At 60.7% G+C, this 16,541-nt stretch carries 17 protein-coding genes; 8 read left to right on the forward strand and 9 right to left on the reverse strand.

Annotation, left to right across the window (positions count from 1 at the left end; genetic code table 11):
- Nucleotides 1-301: 301 nt before the first annotated feature.
- The 5 genes from OLZ32_RS32410 (at nucleotide 302) to eat (ending at nucleotide 4,943) form a co-directional block, all read left to right on the forward strand.
- The gene (locus OLZ32_RS32410; RefSeq protein WP_003543384.1) at nucleotides 302-547 is read left to right on the forward strand and encodes a BrnT family toxin; all 246 of its coding nucleotides are present in this window, start codon (nucleotides 302-304) and stop codon (nucleotides 545-547) included.
- Nucleotides 547-864, forward strand: a complete 318-nt coding sequence (locus tag OLZ32_RS32415) for a BrnA antitoxin family protein (protein ID WP_003543386.1) — start codon at nucleotides 547-549, stop codon at nucleotides 862-864. Before OLZ32_RS32410 ends, OLZ32_RS32415 begins: the two co-directional genes overlap by 1 nt.
- A 494-nt stretch (nucleotides 865-1,358) precedes the next feature.
- Nucleotides 1,359-2,807, forward strand: coding sequence for an ethanolamine ammonia-lyase subunit EutB (locus OLZ32_RS32420; protein WP_017989621.1), 1,449 nt, complete (start codon nucleotides 1,359-1,361; stop codon nucleotides 2,805-2,807).
- Nucleotides 2,804-3,550, forward strand: coding sequence for an ethanolamine ammonia-lyase subunit EutC (gene eutC / locus OLZ32_RS32425; protein WP_264424393.1), 747 nt, complete (start codon nucleotides 2,804-2,806; stop codon nucleotides 3,548-3,550). The genes OLZ32_RS32420 and eutC overlap by 4 nt, the downstream gene beginning before the upstream one ends.
- Nucleotides 3,551-3,578: 28 nt before the next feature.
- Nucleotides 3,579-4,943, forward strand: a complete 1,365-nt coding sequence (eat, locus tag OLZ32_RS32430; protein WP_003543392.1) for an ethanolamine permease — start codon at nucleotides 3,579-3,581, stop codon at nucleotides 4,941-4,943.
- A gap of 160 nt (nucleotides 4,944-5,103) precedes the next feature.
- Here the strand turns inward: eat and OLZ32_RS32435 are convergent, their stop codons facing one another.
- Nucleotides 5,104-5,622 (reverse strand): DUF2937 family protein, encoded by a 519-nt coding sequence (locus tag OLZ32_RS32435; protein ID WP_264424395.1) that lies wholly within the window; start codon nucleotides 5,620-5,622, stop codon nucleotides 5,104-5,106.
- A 146-nt stretch (nucleotides 5,623-5,768) separates the two neighbouring features.
- Here OLZ32_RS32435 and OLZ32_RS32440 point away from each other — a divergent pair, with 146 nt between their 5' ends.
- Nucleotides 5,769-6,011, forward strand: coding sequence for a hypothetical protein (locus OLZ32_RS32440; protein ID WP_264424397.1), 243 nt, complete (start codon nucleotides 5,769-5,771; stop codon nucleotides 6,009-6,011).
- 118 nt (nucleotides 6,012-6,129) lie between these two features.
- A complete protein-coding gene (locus OLZ32_RS32445) occupies nucleotides 6,130-6,282 on the forward strand; it encodes a hypothetical protein (RefSeq protein ID WP_003543398.1) in 153 nt (50 codons plus the stop codon).
- A gap of 72 nt (nucleotides 6,283-6,354) precedes the next feature.
- On the opposite strand, the gene OLZ32_RS32450 is transcribed toward OLZ32_RS32445, so the two are convergent.
- Together OLZ32_RS32450 and OLZ32_RS32455 are read right to left on the reverse strand one after the other, a co-directional pair.
- Nucleotides 6,355-6,645, reverse strand: coding sequence for a BON domain-containing protein (locus OLZ32_RS32450; RefSeq protein WP_003543400.1), 291 nt, complete (start codon nucleotides 6,643-6,645; stop codon nucleotides 6,355-6,357).
- Nucleotides 6,646-6,708: 63 nt separating this feature from the next.
- Nucleotides 6,709-7,359 carry a hypothetical protein gene (locus OLZ32_RS32455; protein ID WP_264424400.1) on the reverse strand — a complete coding sequence of 217 codons (651 nt, stop codon included), beginning with the start codon at nucleotides 7,357-7,359 and terminating at the stop codon, nucleotides 6,709-6,711.
- Between the two features lie 382 nt (nucleotides 7,360-7,741).
- On the opposite strand from OLZ32_RS32455, the gene dxr reads away from it, so the two are divergent.
- Nucleotides 7,742-8,932, forward strand: coding sequence for a 1-deoxy-D-xylulose-5-phosphate reductoisomerase (dxr, locus tag OLZ32_RS32460; RefSeq protein WP_003543404.1), 1,191 nt, complete (start codon nucleotides 7,742-7,744; stop codon nucleotides 8,930-8,932).
- 56 nt (nucleotides 8,933-8,988) lie between these two features.
- Here the strand turns inward: dxr and OLZ32_RS32465 are convergent, their stop codons facing one another.
- From OLZ32_RS32465 to OLZ32_RS32490, 6 genes are all read right to left on the reverse strand, one after another.
- Nucleotides 8,989-10,062 carry an ABC transporter ATP-binding protein gene (locus OLZ32_RS32465; RefSeq protein WP_264424403.1) on the reverse strand — a complete coding sequence of 358 codons (1,074 nt, stop codon included), beginning with the start codon at nucleotides 10,060-10,062 and terminating at the stop codon, nucleotides 8,989-8,991.
- A 24-nt stretch (nucleotides 10,063-10,086) separates the two neighbouring features.
- Complete coding sequence (locus OLZ32_RS32470; protein ID WP_264424405.1) at nucleotides 10,087-12,009, reverse strand: glycoside hydrolase family 127 protein; 1,923 nt, start codon at nucleotides 12,007-12,009, stop codon at nucleotides 10,087-10,089.
- A 20-nt stretch (nucleotides 12,010-12,029) separates the two neighbouring features.
- Entirely contained in the window at nucleotides 12,030-12,893 is an 864-nt protein-coding gene (locus OLZ32_RS32475) for a carbohydrate ABC transporter permease (protein WP_003543412.1), read from the reverse strand.
- Nucleotides 12,890-13,807, reverse strand: coding sequence for a carbohydrate ABC transporter permease (locus OLZ32_RS32480; protein ID WP_003543413.1), 918 nt, complete (start codon nucleotides 13,805-13,807; stop codon nucleotides 12,890-12,892). The genes OLZ32_RS32475 and OLZ32_RS32480 overlap by 4 nt, the downstream gene beginning before the upstream one ends.
- 75 nt (nucleotides 13,808-13,882) lie before the next feature.
- Nucleotides 13,883-15,121, reverse strand: coding sequence for an ABC transporter substrate-binding protein (locus tag OLZ32_RS32485; RefSeq protein ID WP_003543414.1), 1,239 nt, complete (start codon nucleotides 15,119-15,121; stop codon nucleotides 13,883-13,885).
- A 54-nt stretch (nucleotides 15,122-15,175) separates the two neighbouring features.
- Nucleotides 15,176-16,153, reverse strand: coding sequence for a LacI family DNA-binding transcriptional regulator (locus OLZ32_RS32490; RefSeq protein ID WP_264424409.1), 978 nt, complete (start codon nucleotides 16,151-16,153; stop codon nucleotides 15,176-15,178).
- Nucleotides 16,154-16,541 lie beyond the last annotated feature (388 nt).

Raw genomic sequence — 16,541 nt, forward strand, 5'->3', positions numbered from 1 at the left:
ACACCTTATTGGCCTTCCTCCTTATCGCTTCATGTTGCGCACGCTGCCGTTGATCTACAGGCATTTCGAGAAGGTAGGGGCGAATCCATCCAATATGGAACGCGGCACAAGGGTCAAAAGACGCGATGATATATAGCCAATAGGCTCGGACTTCCGACCGCAACGAGGCGTCACCGCCGCGGCCCGTGAGGCCGGAGCAATCAAGGGGTCCATTGCAGCTCTCTGTTTGTGATCTGCAAAAGTCTTTTTTGTATCCACATTTAATCATTGTCTACGGCAATGAATTATTGTAGATACATTTATGGAGATCGTATGGGACGAACCGAAGCGGATTGCCAATATCGAGAAACATGGCCTCGATTTCTCCGATCTGAGTTTCGAGTTCTTCCTGTTTTCCGTTGTCGTTCCGGCCAAAGACGGGCGGTCCAAGGCCATAGGCCGCCTCACTGACGGAACGATAGTCGTGATCTTCGTAACTCTGGGCTCTGAGGCGCTTTCGGTCATTTCGATGCGCTCCGCCCGCAAGGACGAAAGGAACATGATCTGATGGTTATCAAAGCCCGGAAAATGACCCGGCTCCAGCCTGGCCGCGGCTACTCCAAGGAGGATTGGGATGCCGTTTCCGACAATCCTCCTCTGTCCAAGGAAGAGATGGCAAGAGCCAAGCCCTTCAAGGAAGCGTTTCCTGATGTTGCCGAGAAGATGGAGAGGGCCATCTCAGCCCGAGGTCGACCCAAGCTGGACAATCCGAAGCAACCCCTGAACATCCGCCTCGATGCCGATATCATCCAGTTCTACAAGGCCACGGGCAAAGGCTGGCAATCTAGGATGAACGATGCATTGCGCAAGGCGGCCGGCTTATAGCGCCCTGGTTGAAGATCTTATAGCCGGTCTTCGCGAAACCCCGAACTCTTTGGGCAAGAGAATTGGGCGATCAATTGGTTTCGTTCAACTGGCTAGTTTTTCAACATCGGGGGCGATCCGCGGTCAGTTCGCTCAACGTTGGCGATCCCCTCTCAGCACAGACTGCCCTCCCGAAAAGGCACTCCGGCCAAAACCACTAGATCGGAAACAGTCAACGAATATTTTTGCGATCAATGCGCGCCCGACGCAAATGTGCGCATATCGGAGCATGCCATCGTAAAGTGGATATGGCCACTGCGGCTGACTATCGATCCCTAGTTGAAAATGTTCTCTGCGATGAGCGCGCCGCGGAAGTCGTCATGGTCCCAGCCATGCGAAGTCTTTCGCACCGCTGCCTCGGCATCCCAGCCCATAAAGAATGGCACGCTTCTTGCGTAGCTTGGCGTAGAGTCGAGCATATTCGGCGGAAGCTCGCGAATGCTCACAACCGGAAGGTGGATGAGTTCTCGGACATTTGGCATAGGCCGGTCGGCGGCCAGGAGCAGATGACAACATATTCGATCGTTCTAGGACGCGAACGCCATGTCTTTCAGGATCTGAAATCGGTATTGGCTTGCGCTTCGCCGCTGAAATCGGGTGACGTGCTGGCCGGGATCGCAGCGTCAAGCAACGAGCGGCGGGTGGCCGCCCGCTACCTGCTCGCGGATATGCCTCTCAAAACATTCCTGGAAGACCTCGTCATCCCATACGAGACCGACGAGGTCAGTCGGCTGATCGTCGACCGCCATGATTGGATGGCATTCGCGTCGGTATCTCATATGACGGTCGGTGAGTTTCGCGATTGGCTTCTCTCTTATGACGCGACCTCCGAAAAACTGCTTGCCATTGCACCAGGCCTCACTCCCGAAATGGTCGCGGCGGTCTCCAAGATCATGCGCAACCATGATCTGATCACCGTCGCCGGCAAATGCAGGGTGGTCACGGCCTTTCGTTCCACGATCGGTCTGCCCGGCCGACTGTCGAGCCGCCTTCAGCCCAATCATCCCACCGATGATCCTGAAGGTGTTGCCGGCTCGACGCTCGATGGACTTCTCTATGGGATCGGCGATGCGGTGATCGGCATCAACCCGGCGACCGACAATCTTGAGGCCTGCACGAGATTGATGGTACTTTTCGACCGGCTGCGCGAACGGTTCGAGATCCCGACCCAATCCTGCGTGTTGACCCATGTCACCACGTCAATCAAGGCAATCGAGGCCGGCGCACCGCTTGATCTGGTGTTCCAGTCAATCGCCGGCTCGGAGGCTGCCAACAAGGGTTTCGGCGTCGATCTCGCCGTCCTCAGGGAAGGCCAGCAGGCCGCCCTTTCCATGAAGCGCGGCACGGTCGGAAACAATGTCATGTATCTGGAGACCGGTCAGGGCAGCGCGCTCTCGGCGGACGCCCATCATGGTGTCGACGAACAAACGATTGAGACGCGGGCCTATGCCGTTGCACGTGAACTCAATCCGTTGCTCGTCAATACAGTGGTCGGCTTCATTGGCCCCGAATATCTTTTTGACGCCAAGCAAATTATCCGCGCCGGGCTCGAAGACCATTTCTGCGGCAAACTGCTTGGTGTGCCGATGGGGGTCGACGTTTGCTACACGAACCATGCGGAAGCCGACCAGGACGATATGGATAATCTGATGGTGTTGCTGACTGTCGCGGGCGTCAGCTTCCTCATCGCGGTGCCCGGCGCCGACGACGTCATGCTCAATTATCAGAGCCTTTCCTACCACGATATTGTCGGCCTCAGGCACCAGTTCAATCGCCCGCCCGCCCCGGAGTTCGAAGCCTGGCTCCATCGCATGGGCATGCTTGATCAGACGGGCCGTCTTGCACCGGCCAGCGCCTCGGGCGCCTTCTCCCGCAATCTCCTGAGCTACAGGGCATCGGCATGACTCCCTTCGAACGAGATCCGTTTGCGCGGTTCCGCAACGCCACCCGCGCCCGGATCGGGCTTGGCAGGGCGGGCGACGCCTTGCCGACATCGGCAATTCTCGACTTCCAACTTGCCCATGCCCGGGCGCGGGATGCCGTGCATGGGCAAGTGGATTTTGTCGCCCTTGCCAAGCAGCTTGCGCCCATGCCGACGGTCCGGATTCGGTCTCGCGCCAAAGACCGCACGATCTATCTGGCGCGCCCGGATCTCGGCCGTCAGACCGACGCAGACGACCTCCCGGGCCCAGGCGATCGTTATGATATCGCCTTCATCATCGCAGACGGACTTTCAGCCTCGGCGGTCGAGCACCACGCGGTGCCGCTGTTTCAGGCATGCATGAAGCGTCTCGGCGACTTCAGCATCGCCCCGGTGATATTGGGCGAGCAGGCGCGGGTGGCATTTGGTGATGAGGCAGCGGCAGCGTTTGGCGCAGAAGTTGCCATCGTGCTGATCGGCGAGAGGCCGGGACTAAGCGTGCCTGACAGTCTCGGTGCCTACATCACGTTCCGCCCGCAATCGGGACGACGTGACAGCGAGCGGAACTGCATTTCGAATATTCATGCCGACGGGCTCGGCTACGAGGTCGCAGCGGACAAGATCGTTTGGATCGTCCGGGAGGCGCTTCGCTTGCAACTGACCGGTGTCGATCTCAAGGAAAATGCCGAAGGCGCCATAGAAGCGCTGCCACACCAAGAAGCATAAAGTTCAAACGACAAAAAGGGGAACAATCATGTCAAATTCTCAACCGACCCTCGCCAAAAGCCTCACCGGGCTGCACTTGTGGGGACTTGCCGTCGGCCTCGTCATCTCCGGCGAATATTTCGGCTGGAGCTATGGCTGGGCGGCCGCCGGCACACTCGGCTTCTTGATCACCACGATCCTGATCGCCGTGATGTACACCACCTTTATCTTTTCCTTCACGGAATTGACGACGGCCATTCCGCATGCCGGCGGCCCTTTTGCATATGCGCTCAGGGCTTTCGGCCCGCTCGGCGGCTTCGTTGCGGGCTTTGCGACATTGGTTGAATTCGTCTTCGCCCCTCCGGCCATCGCGCTGGCTATCGGCGCCTATCTCAATGTGCAGTTCCCGGGGCTCGATCCGAAAATGGCGGCTGTCGGCGCCTATATCATTTTCATGGCGCTCAATATTGTCGGAGTTACCATCGCGGCAACCTTCGAACTCTTTATCACCATTCTGGCGATTGCCGAACTGCTGATCTTTATGGGTGTCGTCGCGCCGGGCTTCTCTTTTGCCAATTTCGCGGCCAATGGCTGGGCCGGCGCCCCTGAATTCTCGGTCGGCTCTATTGGAGGCATCTTTGCCGCCATTCCATTTGCCATCTGGTTTTTCCTGGCGATCGAAGGCGCGGCGATGGCCGCTGAGGAGACCAAGAACCCCACCCGCACCGTTCCCATTGCCTATATTGCGGGTATTCTGACACTCGTCTTCCTCGCCTTCGGCACCATGATCTTCGCCGGTGGCGTCGGCGATTGGCGTGCGCTGTCCAACATCAACGATCCGCTGCCGCAGGCGATGAAGGCGGTCGTGGGCGAATCCTCCGGTTGGCTGCATATGCTGGTCTGGATCGGGCTGTTCGGCCTGATTGCTTCCTTTCACGGCATCATCATGGGCTATTCAAGGCAGATTTTTGCGCTGGGCCGCGCCGGCTACCTCCCGGAAGCCCTCGCAAAAATCCATCCGAAATTCCGCACGCCTTATCTCGCAGTCCTTGCGGGTGGCGCCGTCGGCATCGCAGCCATCTTTTCCGACAGCCTGATCCAGATCGGCGGTTTGCCGCTGACCGCCAATATCGTCACCATGTCGGTGTTCGGCGCGATCATCATGTACATTGTCTCGATGGCGTCGCTGTTTAAGCTGCGTCGGGCCGAACCCGAACTCGCCCGACCCTTCAGGGCCTGGGGTTATCCCGTGGTGCCAGCCATTGCCCTCGGGCTCGCCCTCGTCGCGCTGGCGGCGATGATCTACTACAACTTCCTGATCTTTGTGATCTTCCTCGCGATGGGCGTGGTGGCATTCGGCATTTGGCGTTTGCTGTCAGGTGGCATCGCCAAGGAAGCGGCAGCGTCCACGTAACAAGGCTCTCTGGCCCGATCGCCGGAAAGGCGACGCACGAACCGGTTCCGATCAATATCGACGACCCCCGCCGAAGTGTGGCGGGGGTCATTTCAGCGCAAAGCTTGACTGATCTTATCATCACGTTCCGGGGCCAGTGCCACGTTCGCCACCGATTGGCTCACCGGACCTGGCGATGGACCCGCCGTACCCTCATAGCCCGCCGCGCACCCAATCCCAGCAGCGCCGCCACGACCCACCCGCCGATAAAGCCGATCGCGCCCCAGACGAGACCCGCAAAGCTGACGGGCACGCCGGGCGCGAAGTCGCGCCAGGTATTGGCGAAAACGACGTCATCCGCATTCCCCAGCAGAACAAAAGGCTTGGAGACGGGTGCGGCGGTGCCGAGGTGGAACTGCTGCGAGAGCAGTGTTTCGTAGCGCGTGATCGTGCTCTGCATCGAGACGCCGCGGTCGCGCAGGAAATCGTCGGATGATTGGGCATAGGCGTTCAGCGCCTGCTGGCGATCGAGATGGTGCTCGGCGGCCTGAGTACTGAAATCCTCGACGATGACGCGCAATTCGTCGATCGCCCCGCCGATCCGCTGGCGGTATTGCTGCGCAAATTCCGGCGCCTGCGAAAAGACCGTGCCGCCGGCAAGCCCGGCGACGATGGTGATGATCCTTGCAATCGGTCCCATGATCTATGCCTCCGGCTATCCCCCAGCGCTAACGACCCGGCGCGTCAAAGGTTTCTGCCGTCGACACAATCGGTAACCCTATGTGATTGAACCCGCGGCGCTTCCGGCGAGTTGATGCCGGACCAACTCAGAAAGAGAGGCTCGTCATGAAACAGATTATCCTTGCCTGCACGCTCACTGCTGCGTCCATCTTTTCCGCAATGCCGTCCCAGGCGGCAAGTGTGACGATCACCACGGATGACGCGCGTCCCACTTACCGTCATGCGGAACGGCCCTTTTACCGCCATGACATGAGGGCGCGCCACGTTTCCCGCGATTGCTTCACCAAGACGGAAAAAATCCGCCGTCACGGCCATACGGTCGTCAAGGAAACCCGAATCTGCCGATAAGGCAATCCATGCAGGAAAAGCCCGGCCGATCCTCCCCAGCCGGGCTTTTCTTTCTGATTTCGCCGATGAGGAACTTCGCCATATCAGCCGCGTTTATCGCGAAACAGGAGTATTCATCATGCGTATCAAGATGACTCTTTTGGCAATCGCCTATGTCGCCGTCAGTGTCCTGCTGCTCGCCATCGCCTACCAGCCTCAGGGGTCGGGCGCCGCGCAGAAAACGGATCGTCTGGCCGGCTCGTCCTTCCTCGTCGAACGCTTCGCCGGTTGATCGGCAGCTTATAGGCGACGATGGGAAATAGTCCTCGCCCGGCAGAGACCGGGCGCAGCGGCCCGCCGTTGGCTAATGCGGGCTGTCGAGTGAGAATCCGCCAAGCAGGATCCGGTTCTGGACCGCATGCACACCCTCGATCGCCTTGGCGACCGCGGTTGCCCGTTCGATTTCGCCTACTGTGCCAACGGTGCCGCTCAGCACGATCTGATCGTTCTCCATCGTCACCTCGACATCGGAGGCATCGATGCCGCCGGCAATCGCCAGCGCATTGGCGACAGCCGCCTCGACCGATGCGCGATTGGCGATCTCTATTTCCATCTCGGGTTCGAGCCCGTGAAATGTCTGCTCCTTGAAAACCATGATCCGTTCCTCCGTGAACACCTCGTAGGAAACGCTGATCGGCGGAGTTTGGTTCAGCACCCGCTACCAGTTGACGCGATAGCGGAGATTGACGCTGCCTGCCTCACCTCCTGAAAATGGATTGCTGACCGAGGCATCGAGATTGAGGTTCGGCAGGATGGCCTGGCTGACCCCCACCGTGCTCGAGAAGTCGCCGCGCGCATTGCTGACGCCTGTCCCTGCCGAAAGCGCGGTTCCCGTCCACGGATGGATCAGCTTCAGCGCCTGCGATGCCGTCACCGAAGCCTGCCGGGCCTCGACCGCGTCATATTGCACGCTGATGGACCGGCTCGATTGCATGTCGAGCGAATCGGAGAGGATCCAGCTGCGCGAGCGGCTGAGGGTCAGCGCGCCGCTGCCGCGCAGCGTATCGACGCTGACGCTCGCGCCCTGCTGTGACCGGCCTGCCGGGGTAACGCTCGTCCTGCTGATCCTGCCCCAAAGCATTGCCTGTTCAGAATCGGGCAGCAGCGCGCCGCCTTTGGTCGAGGCAAGCGCGATGTCGGCGCCAGCGCTCGTTTCCCATTCCGCCGGCAGGCGAAACCCCATCGTCGCCTTGTAGGAGCGGTCCGAAAGCTTGGCCGGCGACCAGATCAGCAGGTCGTCCGCCTTTGCCGCGGCAGTGAGCGAGGGCAGGATGGCGAAAAGAATGCATGCTGTTTTGAATATCGTCATGAAATCCGATCGTTTAACCTGACGCGGAGCTCCAGCGCCGAAACAGACGCGACAGCACCTATGAAAGCGCTCTCAGCGAACGCGATGGGGGATTGCGGCCAAGCCGCCCATCCCGGTTTCATCCTCTATGCAATTTTGGCCGGAAGGCCGGTGGCACCGCGTGCCTGTTCTTCAATGGACGCCGCAGCGTCCCGAATTGCCCATGCGACCACGGCTGGCCGCGGCGGAACCTCAATCCCCGCAGGGATTGTTATTAGGATCACATCCGACCGCTGCTCTGTAAACCCCTTAAGGGTTGAAATCTGCTGCACCGCACACTTGCCGCCCCCTCCAAAGCCTAGTAGAGCCTGAGCCTACGAGAGAAATTTTCGCGAAATTCTACATGATGACCGGCAAAAGCGCGCCGCGGCGCCTCAGCATCTTCGGTTCGACGGGTTCGATCGGCCAGAATACACTCAATGTCGTCGATCATCTGGGCGGACGGGAGAACTTCGAAATCTCCGTGCTGACAGGCAGCGGCAATGTCGAATTGTTGGCCCGGCAGGCGAAATCATCCGGCGCGCGGCTGGCGGTGACGGCAAACGACCGGCATTACGAATCACTGAAGAGCGCACTTTCCGGCACCGGCATCGCGGTCGCTTCGGGAAAATCCGGGCTGATGGAAGCTGCCGACCGAGAAGCAGACTGGGTGATGGCGGCAATCGTCGGCACTGCAGGCCTGGCGCCGACGCTTGCCGCTGCCCGCCGCGGCGCCGATATCGCCCTTGCCAACAAGGAATGCCTGGTATCGGCCGGCGACCTGTTCATCGCAGCAATCCGGGAAGGCGGCGGCAAGCTGCTTCCGGTCGACAGCGAGCACAACGCGATTTTCCAGGTGCTGGAAGAGAACCAGCGCCACGCCGTCGAGCGGGTCATCCTGACGGCGTCGGGTGGCCCCTTCCGCACCGCCTCGCTGCGTGACATGGCGGATGTGACGGTGGAAACCGCGCGCGCCCACCCGAACTGGTCGATGGGATTGAAGATCTCGATCGACAGCGCCTCGATGTTCAACAAGGCGCTGGAGATGATCGAAGCCCGGCACCTTTTCGGCCTCAGACCCGAACAGATCGAGGTCATCTTCCATCCGCAATCGATCATCCACTCGATGGTCGGCTATACAGATGGGTCGGTGCTGGCGCAACTCGGCGCGCCGGATATGCGCACCGCCATCGGTTATGCCCTGTCCTTTCCGCGCCGGCCGAACCTGCCGGTCGAGCGGCTGGATTTCGCCAAGCTCGCCAGGCTGGATTTCGAGGCGCCGGATGAGGTGCGGTTTCCGGCGCTGCGGCTCGCGCGCCTGGCGATGACACGCGGCGGCGTTCAGGGCGCGGTGCTGAACGGCGCCAAGGAAGTGGCGCTCGAAGCCTTCATCGAAGGGCAGCTCTCCTTCCTCGCCATGGCCGAGGTCACCGAGAGGGTCATGGACGATCTGGCCGGCCTGCCGCCGGCTGCCGCCATGGACGATGTCTTCGCCGCCGACAGGGAAGCCCGGCAAAGGGCGGCGGAACTCATGACACTAGCGATCGCCGAGTGAAGTTCAGGCGGGCCGATCGCCGAGTGGTCCCCCGCCCGTGACCGCGACCGCCGCCATTACCGCAACCGATTGCCGCCTTCGTCGAACAACCGGCAATCCGAAGGTTCAAACAGCAGGCTCACCTGCTCGCCCGCCGCAATACTGATCGGTGACCGATGTTCGACGGTGAGTGACTGGCCATCGGCAAGCTGGCAATAGAGATATTGCGTTCCCCCGAGATACTCCGAAAAATCGACCCTGGCCGTCAGGCTGCCCGATAGGTCGGATGCCACCTTCAGATGCTCCGGCCGCAGGCCGAGCGTCACCGCGCCGCCAACCGGCCTGTCCGCCGGCGGTTGGCCGCTTTCGATCTGTCGGCCGGCGACTTCGACCAGGCCCCCCTCACCCCAACGGGCATTCAGCAGGTTCATCCGTGGCGAGCCGATGAAGCCCGCCACGAAGGTATTGGAGGGATTCTCATAGATTTCCCGCGGCGTTCCCGCCTGTTCGACGCGGCCGTCGCGCAGCACGACGATCTTGTCGGCGAGCGTCATCGCCTCCGTCTGGTCGTGCGTGACATAGATCATCGTATTGCCGAGTTCGCGGTGGAGGCGGGCGATCTCGATGCGCATCGAAACGCGCAGTTCCGCATCGAGATTGGACAGCGGTTCGTCGAACAGGAAGACATCCGGCTTGCGCACGATCGCCCGGCCGATCGCCACCCGCTGCCGCTGGCCGCCGGAAAGCTGTCCCGGCCGCCGGTCGAGAAGATGGTCTATCTTCAGGATCGCGGAAGCGGCCTTGACGCGCGTCTCTATCTCGGCAGCATTCGTGCGCGCCATCTTCAAGCCGAAGGCCAGGTTGTCGCGCACGCTCATATGCGGATAGAGCGCGTAGGACTGGAAGACCATGGCGATGCCGCGCTCGGATGGATCGAGATCGGTGACAACACGTCCCTTGATCTCGACCTCCCCGTCGGTCACGTCTTCCAGGCCGGCGATCATGCGCAGAAGCGTCGATTTTCCGCAGCCGGAGGGGCCGACGAAGACGACGAATTCGCCCTCTGCGATCGTCAGGTCGATCCCGTGGACCACCTGCAGATTGCCATAGCTTTTTCGCACGTCCTGGAGCACGACGCTCTTGTTACCCATACCGTTCGTCATCCCCAAAAAGACCTATCTGTCCGACTGGACCCAGACGAGCATCTCTCCGGGCGCACGGTTGTCCCAGAGATGATAGGGCACGAAGCGCGCGGTGGCGACCTGCCTTTCGGCAGGCGCCTTGCGGTAGAGCGCTGTTCCCCAGTTTGATGTTTCCTCACGCTCGACCTTGAGATCGAGGGCGACGGCATCATTGAGATCCTTCAGCACGACGGTTTCGGCTGTGGAGAGCTCACGGGGGAGGACGATGGCATTGAGGTCTTCGCCATTGTCGGTCGTTTCGACGCAATAGACCAGCGGGCCGCGCATCAATGCGACGCGCCCGGCGTCTTGGCGCACCTTCGGGTTGGCATATTGCGGCCGAAGCGCCAGCGGCAGGTAGAGGGCGACACGATCGCCCGCGGCCCACTCACGATCGATCCTGGCATATCCGTCGCGCATATTGGCGTTGAGATCGAGCATCTCTCCATTAACGCTGAGGGTTGCGCCTTCGGCCCAGTCCGGGATGCGCAGCGACAGCGCAAAGCGCGCTGGCTTCTCCAGCCTGGTGGTAAAGGCGACCGCCCCTTCCCACGGATAGTTGGTGGTCTGCTCGAGTTCCACCTCGGCGCCGTTGGCCAGCTTCAGCCTTGCAGTGCTCTCGCCATAGAGGTGCACGGCGATCTCGTTATCCGAAACGGCGTACATATAGGAGCCGATCGAGGTCACCAGCCGGGCGATGTTGGGCGGGCAGCAGGGGCAATGGTGCCATTTCCACCGGTGGTGCTTGCCGGCACTTTCGAGCGGATTGTCATAGAAGAACGTCTTGCCGTCCGTCGAAAGCCCCGGCAGCGCGCCGTTATAAAGCGCCTGCTCCATGATATCGGCATAGCGCCGATCCGGACCGCGGCCGAGCATGCGGCTCGCCCAAAACACCAGGCCGACCGAGGCGCAGGTCTCGGCATAGGCGGTATCGTTCGGCAAATCGAAGTAATCGGTAAAGCCTTCGTTGGAGGCAGCCGGCCCGATGCCGCCGGTGATGTACATCTGCTTGGTCGTCAGATCGTCCCAGAGCGTTTCCAGCGCTGCCGTCAGGCTATCGTCCTTGTATTCGGTGGCGATGTCGGCCATGCCCGAATAGAGATACATGGCGCGCACGGCGTGGCCGACGACCTTTGTCTGCGCGCGCACCGGCTGGTGCGCCTGCGCATATTCATAGGTTTTCTGGTGGTACTCGGAGACATCGCGCCCATCGCGGCTTGCCTCGGCGGTGAAGAAATGCGGTTCGGTGCCGCGTTCGTCGATGAAGTATTTCGACAGCTCCAGATATTTCTTCTCATCCGTCACCCGGGCGAGCTTGACCAGCGCCAGCTCGACTTCCTCATGGCCGCAATAGCCTGATATCTGGCCTTCGCCATGGCCGAAAATCTTGATCATGTAATCGGCATAGCGGCACATGATGTCGAGCAGTTTGCGTTTGCCGGTCGCCTGATAATAAGCGACCGCGGCTTCCATCAGATGGCCGGCGCAATAGAGCTCATGGTGGTCGCGCAGGTTGGTCCAGCGGCGGTTCGGCTCGACGCGCTGGAACCAGGCATTCAGATAGCCGTCCTCGTCCTGCAGCTTCTCATACATGTCGATGATCTCGTCGGCGCGCGTTTCGAGCTTCGGGTTTGGCCGGCGATAGAGCGAATAGGCGATCGTTTCGATCGACTTGCCGAGGTCGGAATCCCAGAACATCTGCGTCGTCCCGCCCCATGGCTGGATGGGAATGACGACCCCGGGGCTCGGCTGGTCGACATCGATCGCCTTGAGCATGCCGGCCTCGACGCAGCGGTCGAGCAGGGTCTCGGCAGTGGAATTGCAGACGGCGTCCTGCCATTTGCCCCAGAAGCCGCCGAGCTCCACATCGGGAACGGCGACGGGACGAAACTGGCGGTCATTGCTTGGTTTGGTCATAGGCTCCACTTTCTCTAAGATCATTTCACCGCGCCGGCCATCAGCCCGCGCATGTAGTAGCGTTGCAGGAGCAGGAAGACGATCAGGCAGGGGATCGTCATGACGACGACACCGGCCTGGACCGCTCCCCAGTTGATGGCGCCGAGCCGTCCGGCGCGAACCGCCGTCATCAGCACCGGCAGGGTGTATTTCTCATTGCTGGAGAGCAGCACGAGTGCGGCGAGAAACTCGTTCCAGGCATTGAGGAAGGCAAAGATCGCGACCGTCGCGACACCGGGAAGCACCAGCGGCAGAAGAACCCGGACCAGAAGCCTGAGGTCGCGGGCGCCGTCGATGCGCGCGGCCTCTTCGATCTCCTTCGGCACGGCGTCGAAGGCGTTGCGCATCATGAACACCGAGAAGGGCAGTTGCAGCGTCACATAGACGAGCGTCAGTCCAAGCAGCGAATTGTTGAGGCCGAGCTTTGCCAGGATGATGAAGAGCGGCGTCAGGATCGATTGGAACGGGATCATCAGCGTCGCGATGATCAGCACGAAGAGCGCATTCTTCATCGGGAATCGATAGCGCGAGAAGCCATAGCCGGCGAGCAGGCTGACGGCGACGGTGAGCACCACCGTGGCGACCGAAACGAACAGCGAATTGATCATGTGCCGCCAGATGCCGGCGCCGAACGTATCGAGCAGCGCGTAGGAATCGATGCTGATGCCGGATATCGGCCATGGCGGCAAGGGCGGCAGGCTGGCCTCCGTGCCATGCCGGAAGGACGACAACAGCGTGATCACGAAGGGGGCGAGAAAGAAGATCGAGATAGCGATGCCGGTCAGATGATAGGCCGACTTCGTCCGAATGGCCTTGCGCGCGCGGCGTTCCCTTGAGGTGGTCATGGACGCTCCTCCCCGACGCGAAGCAGCCAGAGCTGCACGATGCTGATCGCCACCAGGATGGCGAGAAGCACGATCGACAGCGCTGCGCCGTAACCCAGATTGAACGACACAAAGGACTGATTGAAGATGTAGTAGACCACCGAGATCATCTTGTTCTGCGGCCCGCCCGACGTCATGATGTAGAACTGGTCGAACGCGAGGATCGAACCGGTAACGGAGACGATCAGCGCCAGCGCGATCGTCTTGCGCATCAGCGGCAGCGTCAGATGCCGGAAACGCTGCCAGCGACCGGCGCCGTCGATGCGGGCCGCCTCCGTCAGCTCGGACGGAATGGCCTGAAGCCCGGTCAAAAGAATGATCATGGTGAAGCCGGCGATCTTCCAGACGACCATCACCACGATCGTCAGAAAGGCGGTGTCGAAGGTCGCAAGAAGATTGGGGCTCTTTTGGACGAGGCCGAGCCCTCTCAAGGCCGGGCCGATGAAGCCACTATCGACATTGGCGAGCCAGACCCACAGCAGCGACGCGGTGGCAAGGCCGACCACGACGGGCAGGAAGATGATCGTCCGGTAGGCGCCGACGAACTGCCGTTCCTTCTCGACGAAGATTGCCAGCGGAAAGGCGATCGCGAAGATCGCGATGGTGACGATCACGGTGTAATAGGCCGTAAAATTCAACGCCGTCATGAAACGGGTGTCGTTGGCCATGCGAAAATAATTGTTGAAGCCGATCCAGCGAGACGCCCCCATCAGCGGCCAGTTATGCAGGCTCATCCATCCGGTGAAGAGAACCGGCATGATGAAGAAGACGATGACCAGCGCCATGGCCGGCGCGATGTAGACGAGGCCGCGCCAGTTCGATCGGCGCCGTCGCCTGCGCCGAGGCAATAGAATCTCTGAACCGGAACCGGTCATCAAAACGCTCCGCATCTGTCGAGTGAAATTGGCCGGGAAGCTGCCACCGCTCCCCGGCCGCGGCCGAGGGAGAGTTTACTGGCCGCTATCGATGATCGATTGCATTTCCGATTGCGCACTCGAAAACGCGCCGTCGACGTCGTCGCCGAAGATCGCGGCGTTGGTGAAGCTTGCCCATGGCCCGTTGGCGCTGTTGATCAGGTCGTTGAACTGCAGCGTATAGGGGGTCTTGGCCACGCCGATCGCCTTCAGGCCAACCTGCATGCGCGGATCGAGGCCCTCAAGCACCTTGTCGGCGATATCGCCGCGCGTCGGCAGGCTGCCATACTTCGCCATGATCTTCTGGCCGTCCATCGAATACACATATTCGAGGAACTCCTTCACCGCGTCGATCTTCTTCGTGCCCTTGGTGATGACGAAGTTGTCGCCGCCGGCAAAGGACGAAGGCTTCCCGTCGACGCCAGGAATGAGCGTTACGCCGAAGTTGATATCGGGATGCTCGGTCACCAGCGTGCCGATGGCAAAGGCGCCAAGGCTCTGCTGGCCGATCTTGCCGTTGGTGAAGGTCAGGAAGTTGGCGCCGTTGTCGCTGGCGGCTCCCGCCGGCACCAGGTCCTTCTTGATCATGTTGCGGTAGATATCGACGGCCTTGCGCATCTGCGGCGTATCGAGCGTTGCCGTCTTGCTGTCGGCCGACAGGATATCGGCGCCCGCACCCCAGACCAGCGGCGTGAAGGTGAAGATCATGCAGCCGCCGCAGCCGCCGCCGGAGAAATAAAAGCCGTAGGTATCGTCACCCAGCGCCCGGATCTTCTCGGCATTGGCGGTAATTTCGTCCCAATTCACCGGTGCCTTTTCCGGGTCGAGACCGGCCTTCTTGTAAAGATCCTTGTTCCAGGCAAAGACGGATGTTTCGACCGACAGCGGCAGGCCGTAAATCCGGTCCTGATAGGTGCCGAGGCGAACATGCGATGGCGAAAGCGAGTTGAAATAGGGCAGGGATTTTGCCCAGTCCGTCAGGTCTTCGAGCTGACCGGCCGCGGCAAAGGCCGGATTATAGATCAGATCCATCGACAGGGCGTCCGGCGCCTGTCCGCCGGCGATTGCCGTCGCATATTTCTGCACGAGTTCGGAGAACGGCACCTCGGTCATCACGACCTTGTTCTCGTGACCGGAATTATAGGCTTCGACGACCTTCTTGAAGGCGTCGCCGATCCCCGAGCGAACCCACATTTCGACATTTTCGGCAGCCGACGCGGCCGACACCAGACATAAGGTAGCGATGCTGGTCGCCGCCAAAAGACGCTTGATCATGACACTCCTCCCAATATGGCGCATCTCCTCGCGCCTTTGCTCATTCTCTTGTTCTCATCCCTGGGGGGCTTCACCCCCGCATGACTGCCGGACGATCAGCCGGCACGGCAATTTCCTCACTCCCGGTTCGACAGGCCGTCCTTCCGCAAGCGCGAGCACCGTCAAACCGGCTTGCCGCCCGAGCTCCTTCAGTTCCATGTCCACCGTCGTCAGCGGCGGTCGCGTCTGGGCCGCGACAATCTCCCAATTGTCGAAGCCGATGACCGAGACGTCCTGCGGCACCTTGACGCCGCGCTCGCGCAACGCATCCACCGCGCCGCGGGCGATCTGGTCATTGCCGCAGAAGAGCGCATCCGGTTTTTCTCCCCGTCTCTTCCAAAGCTGTTCGACCGCCTCATGGCCCCAGCTTTCCGACCAGACGCCGTAGAGCACCGGCTCGCGGCGACCGGCCACCTCGTGATAGGCGCCGGCACGTTCCCGCACCGAGAAGAAATCCTCCGGCCCGGTGATGTGCGCAATCCGCCGCCGTCCGATCTTCACGAGCCATTCCACCGCCAGCCGCGCACCCTGTTCGTCGTCCGACCGGAAGGTCACGCTGTTCTGCGTTCCCTCCGTAAATGCGTAGACGACAGGCACATGTAAATTCGACAGATCGACAGGCAGGCGCCGATCCAGGCGTTTTCCCGTCGCGATGATGCCGTCGACCTGCTTGTCCAGCATCGCGTCGACATGGATCTGGGCGAGTGCCGGATCGTCTTCGATGGCGCACAGGAAGACCGAAACGCCGTGATCGACGAGTGCGTCCGAGATCCCCGCCATGACAGGCAGCGTGAAACGGCCATAGGTGTCGTTCGTCAGCAGCCCGATGGTGAAACTGCGCTTGCTGAGAAGACCTCTCGCCAGCGCATTCGGCCGGTATCCGATCTCGGCGGCGATCCGTTTCACCCGCTCTCGCGTTTCCGACCCCATCCGGCCGGTATCATTGAGAGCTTTCGACGCCGTCGAGATGCTCACCGCGGCAGCCGCCGCCACCTCGTGGATGGTGATCCTGCCTCTTTTTCCTCCCGATATGTTCAGAACGTCCTCCTTCTGAAGTGATCTGAGAAAAGCTTTTACCAATCCCTATGTCAAGTGAGAAAAGGTTTTCTCATACGAACCCAAGGCTCGGATCGGCGACGCAGATTGCGGGAAGAGGCAAGCACAGGGAAAGAACCATCCGCATCGGTCAGGCCGATTGCAGTGTGTCACAGGCGTTGAGACCAAGCGCAGAGCGGATGATCCTGGGCGGGCAAGGGAGGTTTGTTGCAGCGTCTTGCGGAGCAAGACCGATCGCCGTCAGAGCCTCCAGTGGAGACCCTGAATTACGGTTCGAACCGATCGATCATCGAAAAATCAGGCGACGTGCCTTGCGAGCGCGCAA

Source organism: Rhizobium acaciae, assembly GCF_025941625.1.
Lineage (GTDB): Bacteria > Pseudomonadota > Alphaproteobacteria > Rhizobiales > Rhizobiaceae > Rhizobium > Rhizobium acaciae.

What these genes read in the sequence shown, in the direction of transcription:
- OLZ32_RS32475 (WP_003543412.1), bottom strand. Translation starts at nt 12,893, where the DNA reads ATGACCACCTCAAGGGAACGCCGCGCGCGCAAGGCCATTCGGACGAAG.
- eutC (WP_264424393.1), top strand. Translation starts at nt 2,804, where the DNA reads ATGACTCCCTTCGAACGAGATCCGTTTGCGCGGTTCCGCAACGCCACC.
- eat (WP_003543392.1), top strand. Translation starts at nt 3,579, where the DNA reads ATGTCAAATTCTCAACCGACCCTCGCCAAAAGCCTCACCGGGCTGCAC.
- OLZ32_RS32415 (WP_003543386.1), top strand. Translation starts at nt 547, where the DNA reads ATGGTTATCAAAGCCCGGAAAATGACCCGGCTCCAGCCTGGCCGCGGC.
- OLZ32_RS32470 (WP_264424405.1), bottom strand. Translation starts at nt 12,009, where the DNA reads ATGACCAAACCAAGCAATGACCGCCAGTTTCGTCCCGTCGCCGTTCCC.
- OLZ32_RS32410 (WP_003543384.1), top strand. Translation starts at nt 302, where the DNA reads ATGGAGATCGTATGGGACGAACCGAAGCGGATTGCCAATATCGAGAAA.
- OLZ32_RS32465 (WP_264424403.1), bottom strand. Translation starts at nt 10,062, where the DNA reads ATGGGTAACAAGAGCGTCGTGCTCCAGGACGTGCGAAAAAGCTATGGC.
- OLZ32_RS32440 (WP_264424397.1), top strand. Translation starts at nt 5,769, where the DNA reads ATGAAACAGATTATCCTTGCCTGCACGCTCACTGCTGCGTCCATCTTT.
- OLZ32_RS32445 (WP_003543398.1), top strand. Translation starts at nt 6,130, where the DNA reads ATGCGTATCAAGATGACTCTTTTGGCAATCGCCTATGTCGCCGTCAGT.
- OLZ32_RS32480 (WP_003543413.1), bottom strand. Translation starts at nt 13,807, where the DNA reads ATGACCGGTTCCGGTTCAGAGATTCTATTGCCTCGGCGCAGGCGACGG.
- OLZ32_RS32435 (WP_264424395.1), bottom strand. Translation starts at nt 5,622, where the DNA reads ATGGGACCGATTGCAAGGATCATCACCATCGTCGCCGGGCTTGCCGGC.
- OLZ32_RS32455 (WP_264424400.1), bottom strand. Translation starts at nt 7,359, where the DNA reads ATGACGATATTCAAAACAGCATGCATTCTTTTCGCCATCCTGCCCTCG.
- dxr (WP_003543404.1), top strand. Translation starts at nt 7,742, where the DNA reads ATGATGACCGGCAAAAGCGCGCCGCGGCGCCTCAGCATCTTCGGTTCG.
- OLZ32_RS32485 (WP_003543414.1), bottom strand. Translation starts at nt 15,121, where the DNA reads ATGATCAAGCGTCTTTTGGCGGCGACCAGCATCGCTACCTTATGTCTG.
- OLZ32_RS32450 (WP_003543400.1), bottom strand. Translation starts at nt 6,645, where the DNA reads ATGGTTTTCAAGGAGCAGACATTTCACGGGCTCGAACCCGAGATGGAA.